Annotated in this window: 7 protein-coding genes and 1 pseudogene; 6 read left to right on the top strand and 2 right to left on the bottom strand. The window is 64.3% G+C overall.

Going from position 1 to position 8,651, the window contains the following annotated elements:
• The 4 genes and pseudogenes from ACFTSA_RS08780 to ACFTSA_RS08765 form a co-directional block, all read left to right on the top strand.
• A pseudogene (locus ACFTSA_RS08780) lies at nt 1–534 on the top strand (L-asparagine permease); the annotation flags it as partial.
• A gap of 49 nt (nt 535–583) precedes the next feature.
• Entirely contained in the window at nt 584–2,347 is a 1,764-nt protein-coding gene (locus ACFTSA_RS08775; RefSeq protein ID WP_377950889.1) for a thiamine pyrophosphate-dependent enzyme, read from the top strand.
• 220 nt (nt 2,348–2,567) lie between these two features.
• On the top strand, nt 2,568–3,317 hold the full coding sequence (locus tag ACFTSA_RS08770) for a dienelactone hydrolase family protein (RefSeq protein ID WP_377950888.1): 750 nt from the start codon (nt 2,568–2,570) through the stop codon (nt 3,315–3,317).
• A 297-nt stretch (nt 3,318–3,614) separates the two neighbouring features.
• A complete protein-coding gene (locus tag ACFTSA_RS08765) occupies nt 3,615–3,887 on the top strand; it encodes a hypothetical protein (RefSeq protein ID WP_377950887.1) in 273 nt (90 codons plus the stop codon).
• A gap of 150 nt (nt 3,888–4,037) precedes the next feature.
• Here ACFTSA_RS08765 and ACFTSA_RS08760 read toward each other — a convergent pair whose 3' ends face one another.
• Nucleotides 4,038–4,214, bottom strand: a complete 177-nt coding sequence (locus tag ACFTSA_RS08760) for a CsbD family protein (RefSeq protein ID WP_377950886.1) — start codon at nt 4,212–4,214, stop codon at nt 4,038–4,040.
• A 272-nt stretch (nt 4,215–4,486) separates the two neighbouring features.
• Between ACFTSA_RS08760 and ACFTSA_RS08755 the strand changes: the two genes are divergently transcribed.
• Nucleotides 4,487–6,418, top strand: a complete 1,932-nt coding sequence (locus tag ACFTSA_RS08755) for a transketolase (protein WP_377950885.1) — start codon at nt 4,487–4,489, stop codon at nt 6,416–6,418.
• Between the two features lie 142 nt (nt 6,419–6,560).
• Nucleotides 6,561–7,010: a Rieske (2Fe-2S) protein gene (locus tag ACFTSA_RS08750; protein WP_377950884.1), complete on the top strand. Its 450-nt coding sequence runs from the start codon at nt 6,561–6,563 to the stop codon at nt 7,008–7,010.
• Nucleotides 7,011–7,581: 571 nt separating this feature from the next.
• Here ACFTSA_RS08750 and ACFTSA_RS08745 read toward each other — a convergent pair.
• Complete coding sequence (locus tag ACFTSA_RS08745) at nt 7,582–8,625, bottom strand: NAD(P)-dependent alcohol dehydrogenase (protein WP_377950883.1); 1,044 nt, start codon at nt 8,623–8,625, stop codon at nt 7,582–7,584.
• Between the last annotated feature and the right edge of the window lie 26 nt (nt 8,626–8,651).

Genomic DNA, 8,651 nt, shown 5'->3' with positions numbered 1-8,651 from the left:
TCCTCCCTGAACGCCGGCCTCTACTCCACCGGCCGGATCCTGCGCTCCATGTCCGTGGCCGGCTCCGCCCCCAAATTCGCCCAGCGCATGAACAAAGCCGGCGTCCCCTACGGCGGCATCGCCATCACCGCCGGCGTCTCCCTGCTCGGCGTCCCCCTGAACTACCTCGTCCCGTCACAGGCCTTCGAAATCGTCCTGAACATCGCCTCCGTAGGCATCATCGTCACCTGGGCCACCATCGTCCTGTGCCAGATCCAACTCAAACGCTGGGCAGACAAAGGCTGGCTCAAACGCCCCTCCTTCCGGATGTTCGGCGCCCCCTACACCGGCTACCTCTCCCTGCTGTTCCTCACCGGCGTCCTCGTCATGGTCTTCATCGACTCACCCCTGACCCTCCTCGTCACACTCATCGCCATCGCCCTCATGATCGCCGGCTGGTACGCCTGCCGCAAACGCATCCACGAAATCGCCGAAGCCCGCGAAGGCTTCACCGGCATGTCCCCCGTCATCGCCAACCCGACACCCATCACATAAGACCCGATTCAGCACAAAACCCAGACCGCCAGCCAGACAAAGAAAGCACATGACAACAGAGTCCCAATCCACCTTGACCGCATCCGACAACCGTTCGCACGATGGTCGGCCCCAAGAACCAAAGCCCCAACAGGTCCAGTCCGATGGCGAAGCCGAATCACACCGCCCGGCCCTGAAATCTGCCGGCCACGTGATCGTCGACTCGCTGGCCGCCCATGGCGTGGCCCGCACCTATGTCGTTCCCGGTGAAAGCTTCCTCGACGTGCTGGACGGGCTGCACAATTCCGACATCGAGACCATCGTGTGCCGCCACGAGGGCGGGGCGGCCTACATGGCCGAGGCAGACGGCAAGATGAACCAGCTGCCGGGAATCGCCATGGTCACCCGCGGGCCCGGCGCCGCGAACGCGCACGTGGGGCTACACACGGCATGGCAGGATTCGACGCCGGTGCTCCTGTTCGTCGGCCTGATCCCATTCGCACACCGGGACCGAGAAGCGTTCCAGGAGTTCGACATCAAAGCCTGGTTCGACACCGGCGCCAAAAGGGTCATGGTCCTTGACCACGCGGACCGGGCCTCCGAGATTGTCGCCGAGGCGATGTTCGCCGCCATGAGCGGACGTCCCGGGCCGGTAGTTGTGGGCCTGCCCGAGGACATCCTCCGCCAAATGATTAAACCGGAACTGCACCCGCCCATCCCCGTCGCAGCCGGCGGAATGAGCAGCCGGGATGCGGAGGCTCTCAAGGCTGCTCTTGCCGAGTCCACCAAGCCCCTTTTTGTGACTGGCGGCAACGACTGGACGCAGTCGGCGGCGGACCAGCTGACGGCTTGGCTCGAACGGCACCAGATACCCGCTGCAGCGGAGTGGCGGACCCAGGGAACCGTTTCCTTTGATTCCCCGTCCTATGTCGGGCCCATCGGGTACGGCCGTCCGCGCCCCACCTATGACCTGCTTGACGAAACCGACCTCCTGGTATTTGTCGGCACGGTGCCAGGAGACGTGATTACGGACGGATTCGTCTGCCGGCAGGACTGGAGCAAGCAGAACTTCCTGGTCACAAGCGACCCTGCACTGCGGGGCCGTTCGGGTCCGGTCTCCCGGCAGATCCTCGCGAAACCGGACGCGTTTGTCCGCGACCTGGCGCTGATCGACCTACCGGTAAAGGAGGAGTGGAAGGCGTGGACGGGCCGGATGAGGGCCGAGCAGGAGTCCTTTGCCGCGCTCCCGCCGTCGGCTCCGTCTGCAGGCCGGGCAAGGATGGACACATTGATGGCAAACCTGGTCCCCGGACTGCCGGAGGACGCGCTGGTGACGTTCGGCGCTGGCGAACACACCAACTGGGCGCACCGGTACTTCCCCACCCGCCGCTACGCCTCCATGATCAGTGCCCGCAACGGCTCCATGGGCTACTCCATCCCGTCGGCCATCGCGGCGTCCCTGGCAGAACCGCAGCGCCGGGTGGTGACCATCGCCGGCGACGGGGAATTCCTCATGAATGGGCAGGAATTGGCCACGGCAGCCCAGTACGGCGCCACACCGCTGGTCATCGTCATGGACAACCAGGAGTATGGCACCATCCGCACCCATCAGGAGCGCCACTACCCGGACCGGGTGTCCGGCACGCAACTGAAGAACCCCGACTTCGGCTTGATGGCCAGGGCGTTCGGCGGTTTTGGCGTCACAGTCACCGAGGACAAGGACGTTCCCGCCGCCCTCGCCGCGGCCCTCGCCGCCATCGATGAAGACGGCGTCTTCGCCCTCATCCACCTCGTCGTTGAGCAGCGCGTCAAGGCGTATTCAACCACCGTCTGACAGAACAGCCGACGACGGCGGTACCTGCCGCCGCCGTCGTCGGCTATCGATACGAGCCATGAATCTCGCTGCCGGATGGAATCAGAACAGCTGCGCCGGATCTGTGCAGCCGGCCCACCGGGCTGACAATAAACGCAAATGAAAACCGGCGAGGCAGCGGCTACGTCGCCCCGAAACCCCGGGTAACAGTCCACGGCGCCGCGGCCTATAGTGTGGGTCCATGCGCATCGAAATCCCTGCCGCGGAAGGCATCGCCGAGGCCCTTGTGGCCCGCCCGTCCACCACAACCGGCCCTGTTCCCGGCGTCATCCTCTACATGGACGCCTTCGGCCTGCGTCCTCGAATCCAGGAGATGGCCCAGCGTATCGCCGACTGGGGTTATGTGGTGTTGGCGCCGAACGTTTTCTACCGTGAAGGGTCCATCGCCGAGCTCGCCCCGGCCGGGGACATGTCCACCCAGGAAGGCAGGGAGGCTGCAGGCAAGGCTGCCTTCCCCCGGGTTGGCCGCCTGACGCCGGACAAGGCGCTGCCGGACATCGATGCGTGGGCGTCCGCGCTGGCCGGGCTCGACGGCGTGGCTTCAGGCCCCATCCGGACCACCGGTTACTGCATGGGCGCCCGGCTCGCTGTCCGCACCGCAACGTCACTCCCGGACGTGCTCGCAGCGTGCGGCTGCTTCCACGGCGGCGGCCTGGCAACCGACGAGCCGGACAGCCCCCACCTCAAACTGGGCAACGCACGGGCCCGGTTCGTTTTCGGCCACGCGGATCATGACCGCAGCATGGCACCGGACGCCGTCGCCCGGCTCGGTGCAGCCCTCCAAGCCGCAGGGCTTACAGCGTCCAACGAAATCTATGCCGGTGCGTCCCACGGCTACACCATGGCCGACACCTCCGCCTACAACCCGGAAGCCACCGAGCGGCACTTCCAGGAGTTGCAGGCTCTGCTCGACGCGACGCTGAAAGGCTGACCTCCCCTGGTCACCACTCGGGGCCAGATTGGCCGCCCTCCTCCCCGGGCCGGCAGCGCCGCGGGCATAAGTGGCGCTGACCCTGAGCACCGAAAGCTGGATCTATAAGGTGGCGGCGGGCCTGCCCGCGGGACTTTATGCTGCGCTGTATCACGCGTAATCCGGGAACTTACTGGCGGGTAAGGGTTACGTTCGCCGGATGCAGGGGCTAGCCTTTCGGTGGTGGCCCGCGGCAACGATCATGGGCAGGAACCCGTGCGGAGGGCCGGATTTATGGCGAAGGCAGTTACATTTTCCATGACAGCCATGCCCAAAACCGGTGCACAGGGCTGCTTCCGCGACACCGTCTTGAGTCTGCGGACTGATGACGTCCAGGACTGCATCCTGTCGATGTTTCATGTCAGCGACTCCTACGCTCTGTTCAGCGGCGAAGCCCTCCCTGCCCCGCACACCACCAGCAGCGCTGCACTCCGGGCGTATCTGCTCCAGCGGCTCGCCGGAGACGGCGCCGCCCTGGACCTGGACGTAAAGATCGCCCGGGTGCCAGAATCGGCCCGCTCCTGCTCGTGACCTGAACCGCGGCCCTTCTCCCTGGAGTCTTCGTCTCCAGGGGCCGAAGCTGCGGCACGGTGAACCCAGCCAGCCGATGGACAGGCCATCACGCCGACACGCGAAAGGGGTGCACCGCAATTTGGTGCACCCCTTTCACCGGCGTTCCGCTCAGTCCTTTTTGAAGGCGTCCTTGACCTTCTCACCAGCCTGCTTCAAATCACCCTTGGCCTGATCGGCCTGGCCTTCGGCGCGCAGGCCCTCATCTCCTGTTGCGGCGCCTGCAGCTTCCTTGCCCTTGCCACCGGCCTTCTCAGCGGCGTTCTCGATCTTGTCGCCCAGTCCCATGATGCTTCCTCCTCTGGTTGGCAGCCGTTTCAAACGGCCTAAACATAAGCTAAGCATGCTTAGTAGCCCGTTTCAAACCATCGACTTTCATCCAGCGTGCAGTTCGCCTCAACCTCACCAGGGCCGCCACCGTCGACCTGCCCTACGACAAGTACGGAGAACACTCCTTTCCCTGGCCGCAGTCCGGGACAACTGCCAGACCCCTTGACTCGCTCCCGCTCCCGGGGCACGCTGCAGGGGTCCGGAAAGTTTCCTCGATGAAGGACATCACCATGCCCACGGCAAATCACGAAAACCTCGGCCCCGACCTCTCACGGATCGCTGAACTCGCTGCGCAGCTTCGGGTGGACTCCATCCGGTCGAGCACCTCCGCAGGGTCGGGCCATCCAACGTCGAGCATGTCCGCCGCAGACTTGCTGGCTGTCCTTGTGAGCCGTCATTTGCGCTATGACTGGGACGCCCCGGGCCTGGATGCCAACGATCACCTGATCTTCTCCAAAGGCCACGCCTCTCCCCTGCTCTACTCGGTCTTCAAGGCGGTCGGCGTCGTCTCTGACGAGGAGCTCATCACCGGCTACCGCCGCTTCGGCCAGCGCCTGCAGGGACATCCGACACCGGCACTGCCGTGGGTAGACGTCGCGACGGGCTCGCTGGGGCAGGGACTACCCGACGGCGTTGGCATCGCCCTTGCCGGGAAATACCTTGACCGGCTGCCCTACCGGGTCTGGGTGCTGTGCGGCGACAGCGAATTCGCGGAAGGCTCCATCTGGGAAGCCCTGGATAAGGCCTCCCACTATGGCCTCACCAACCTGATCACCATCGTCGACGTGAACCGGCTGGGGCAACGGGGCGAGACCGAACTCGGCTGGGACATGGAGACCTACGCCCGGCGGGTCGAGGCTTTCGGCGCGCAGGCCATCATCATCGACGGTCACGAACTCGACGTGATAGACGAGGCCTTTTCGGCTGCGGCAGAATCGCCCAAGGACAAGCCCGTTGTCATCCTCGCCAAAACCGTCAAGGGAAAGGGCTTCGCCGAGGTCGAAGACAGCCCGGACTGGCATGGAAAACCCTTCCCGCCCGAAATGGCTGAGAGGGCGATCGCCGAACTCGGCGGCGAAAGGACACTGACCCTGCGCGGGCCTCTGCCGGAGGGCGGGTCAAAAACAGCCATCAACGCTCCCGGCACAGCACTTCCCAGCTACAAAATGGGCGAGAAGATCGCAACACGAAAGGCTTACGGCGACGCGCTGGCGGCGCTTGGTGGCAACGACGCCACCGTTGTGGCCCTCGACGGTGAGGTCGGCAATTCCACCCATTCCGATGAATTCGCCAAGGCGTTCCCTGACCGGTTCTTTGAGATGTACATCGCAGAGCAGCAACTCATCGCGGCCGCAGCCGGCCTCAGCACCCGGGGATATAAAGCCTTCGCCTCCACCTTTGCCGCGTTTCTCACCCGCGCCTCTGACTTCATCCGCATGGGTTCCATATCCGGGGTCGATCTTCGCCTTTGCGGCTCCCACTCCGGCGTTGAGATTGGCGCCGACGGCCCCTCCCAGATGGCCCTGGAAGACCTCGCGATGATGCGGGCCGTGCATGGCTCCACTGTCCTCTACCCTGCCGACGCCACCAGCACAGCCGCACTGGTGCAGAGCATGGCGGAAACCCCAGGCATCAGCTATCTCCGGACCACGCGCGGTGCCTACCCCGTCCTGTACGGCCCTGCAGAGCAGTTCCCCGTGGGCGGTTCCAAGCTCCTCCGTTCCTCCGGCAACGATGACGTCACCCTCATCGGCGCGGGCGTCACCCTTCATGAAGCACTCAAGGCGGCAGAAATCCTGGCCGCTGAAGGAATCCAGGCCCGCGTCGTCGACTGCTACTCCATCAAGCCCATAGACACAGAGACGCTGCTCACCGCAGCAGGCGAGACGCAGGGCCGGATCGTCATAGCTGAAGACCACCACCCTGAAGGCGGCATGGGATCAGCAGCCAAGGATGCCCTTCTCGTGGCACCACCAAGTGATTTGTCCATTGCCCACCTGGCCGTCCGTGGCATGCCCGGGTCCGGAACCGGGCAGGAGCTCCTCGCCTGGGCGGGCATTGACGCCCAACACATCGCAGAGGCAGCCCGCCACCTGGTAAAGGCAGGGACCCTCATCGGCCCCGGCGGTGCGGCTCTTCCTGAGAAGCCGTGGGCGTCATAAACAGCATCGAACAGGGACAGCAAACAGGACCAAGGCCCTAGGTTCGCCACAGGGCGTGTCTAGAGGTGGCCGGCGCGCCCGTGGCGTGCGGTGTTTGTAGGGAGCGCAGGATACTTTCAGGCGGAGCTGACACGATAGCTCCATGAATTCCGGAAATCCCCTGCCTCGACGCTTCCTGCTGCTGGGTACGGCTGCCACCGCGACGGGCGGCGCGCTGGCCCTGTCCGCTTGCTCCGTCTCCCCCTCAGGCAGTACCACTGTCCCTCCGGCTCCCGGCGCTTCAGCGCCGCCAGGACACCCTTTCCGGATCGGGAAGCTCAGCGAGATTAACGTCGGCGGCACCGCCACCGGGAAAGCCAATGGAAGGACCGTCGTTGTTTTCAGACCCGAAGACCGCAAGGTCGTGGCCTACGACGCAACGTGCACGCACGCCGGCTGCCCGGTGGCGCCTGCCGGTACGAACTTCGAATGTCCCTGTCACGGCTCCACGTTCAACGGATCGGACGGCAGCGTCGTCACCGGGCCGGCGCGCCGCCCTCTCACGCCTCTAACCGCCGCCATCGACGGGGACTGGATCACGGTCGTCCTCTGACAACTCGGACTTCCCCAAATGGCACGTGGCGCCTCGCATGGACTGACGGTCTGCTCTTGGGGACCCCAAGGCCAGATAGGGGCGCCGCAGGCTCGGTCATGCCTGTCCGCACGGCCCGACTGGACGGCCGGGATCCTCACCGCCGCCTTCGCCACGAGCACATTGTTTATGTTGAATCTGCATTGCATCGATCTGCTCCAATGCCTATACCCCGGGTCGCTGAGGAACCACCCGCTGTCCCGAATCTGTGTGGAGCGCGTCATCTGTTCCCGCTGCATTAGGCTAGCCTCCCGCCAGGCTCCTCCGCTCGTTGGATTACCGCGGTATTTTTCGGCAGGGCCCTGAGCCTCCACGTTGACGGATCGGCCGGTGGCGCTCACAAAGACTAAAGGAACCGAAAGCAAAATGGGGACGCCCAACTTGGTACAACTAGGCCACGGTCTACTACAGCCAGGGATGCGGATAATGCCTCGGCATCCTGCTTCAGATTTTCAGTGGCCCGCCTCGCACTTTGCCAAACACTGTCCCGCACTTTTCTCCGGTGTGGCTTGTTCCAAGTTCCAGGGATGTCTCAGAAAGTGCCGGCATCAATGACAAAGCGGTACCGCACATCGCTGGCCAGGACCCGTTCATAGGCCTCGTTGATCTTGTTGGCCGGAATGACCTCGACCTCCGCCTCGAGGCCGCGGGCTGCGCAGAAGTTCAGCATGTCCTGCGTCTGGCGGATGCCGCCCATTTTTGATCCGGCCAGGTTCCGCCGGAAAGCCACAAGAGACCAGGCGCGCTGGTTCAGCGGCTTGGCGGGCAGCCCCACGAGAACCATGGTGCCGTCCAAAGCCAGAAGCGAAAGGTACTGGTCGACGTCGATATCTGCGGAGACGGTGTTGATGATCAGATCAAAGTACCCAGCCAGAACTTCGAACGTTCCGGGGTCCGACGTAGCGTAGTAGTGTTGCGCCCCCAGGCGGAGCGCGTCCTCCTGTTTCTTGAGCGACTGGCTGAGCACCGTGACATCTGCACCCATGGCAGCCGCGATCTTGACGCCCATATGGCCCAGCCCGCCCATGCCGATGATCGCCACACGCCGACCGGGGCCGGCATTCCAGTTCCGCAAAGGCGAGTACATGGTGATCCCGGCGCACAGCAGAGGAGCAGCGGCAGCAAGTGAAATGCCGTCAGGAATCCGCAGGACATAGTTCTCGTCGACGACGATGCTGGTGCTGTAGCCGCCTGCGGTGGGCAGGCCGTCCCGGCCCACCGAGTTGTAGGTACTGACAGATCCCACGAGACAGTGCTGTTCCTCGCCAGCCCGACAGTTGACGCAATCACGACAGGAGTCCACGAAGCAGCCCACGCCCACACGGTCCCCGAGTGCATAGCGCGTCACCTTGCTTCCAACAGCCTCGACGACGCCGGCGATCTCGTGCCCCACGACCACCGGGTATTTCACGCTGGCCCAATCGCCACGGGCAGTGTGGATGTCGGAGTGGCAGATTCCAGTGAACTTGATGGCGATTTGTACCTCGAACTCACCGGGCTCGCGGCGTTCAACTGTGCCAGCTTCCAAGGGTGCCGTCGGCGAAGTTGCGACATAGGCTTTGGCAAGGGTGGGCATGGTGTCTCCTTGACTGCTCGTAGGGA

It is taken from the genome of Arthrobacter sp. NPDC057013, from assembly GCF_042674585.1.
Classification (GTDB): domain Bacteria; phylum Actinomycetota; class Actinomycetes; order Actinomycetales; family Micrococcaceae; genus Arthrobacter.
This window is presented reverse-complemented; position numbering and strand designations above follow the sequence as displayed.

What these genes read in the sequence shown, in the direction of transcription:
- ACFTSA_RS08755 (WP_377950885.1), top strand. Translation starts at nt 4,487, where the DNA reads ATGCCCACGGCAAATCACGAAAACCTCGGCCCCGACCTCTCACGGATC.
- ACFTSA_RS08745 (WP_377950883.1), bottom strand. Translation starts at nt 8,625, where the DNA reads ATGCCCACCCTTGCCAAAGCCTATGTCGCAACTTCGCCGACGGCACCC.
- ACFTSA_RS08760 (WP_377950886.1), bottom strand. Translation starts at nt 4,214, where the DNA reads ATGGGACTGGGCGACAAGATCGAGAACGCCGCTGAGAAGGCCGGTGGC.
- ACFTSA_RS08750 (WP_377950884.1), top strand. Translation starts at nt 6,561, where the DNA reads ATGAATTCCGGAAATCCCCTGCCTCGACGCTTCCTGCTGCTGGGTACG.
- ACFTSA_RS08775 (WP_377950889.1), top strand. Translation starts at nt 584, where the DNA reads ATGACAACAGAGTCCCAATCCACCTTGACCGCATCCGACAACCGTTCG.
- ACFTSA_RS08765 (WP_377950887.1), top strand. Translation starts at nt 3,615, where the DNA reads ATGACAGCCATGCCCAAAACCGGTGCACAGGGCTGCTTCCGCGACACC.
- ACFTSA_RS08770 (WP_377950888.1), top strand. Translation starts at nt 2,568, where the DNA reads ATGCGCATCGAAATCCCTGCCGCGGAAGGCATCGCCGAGGCCCTTGTG.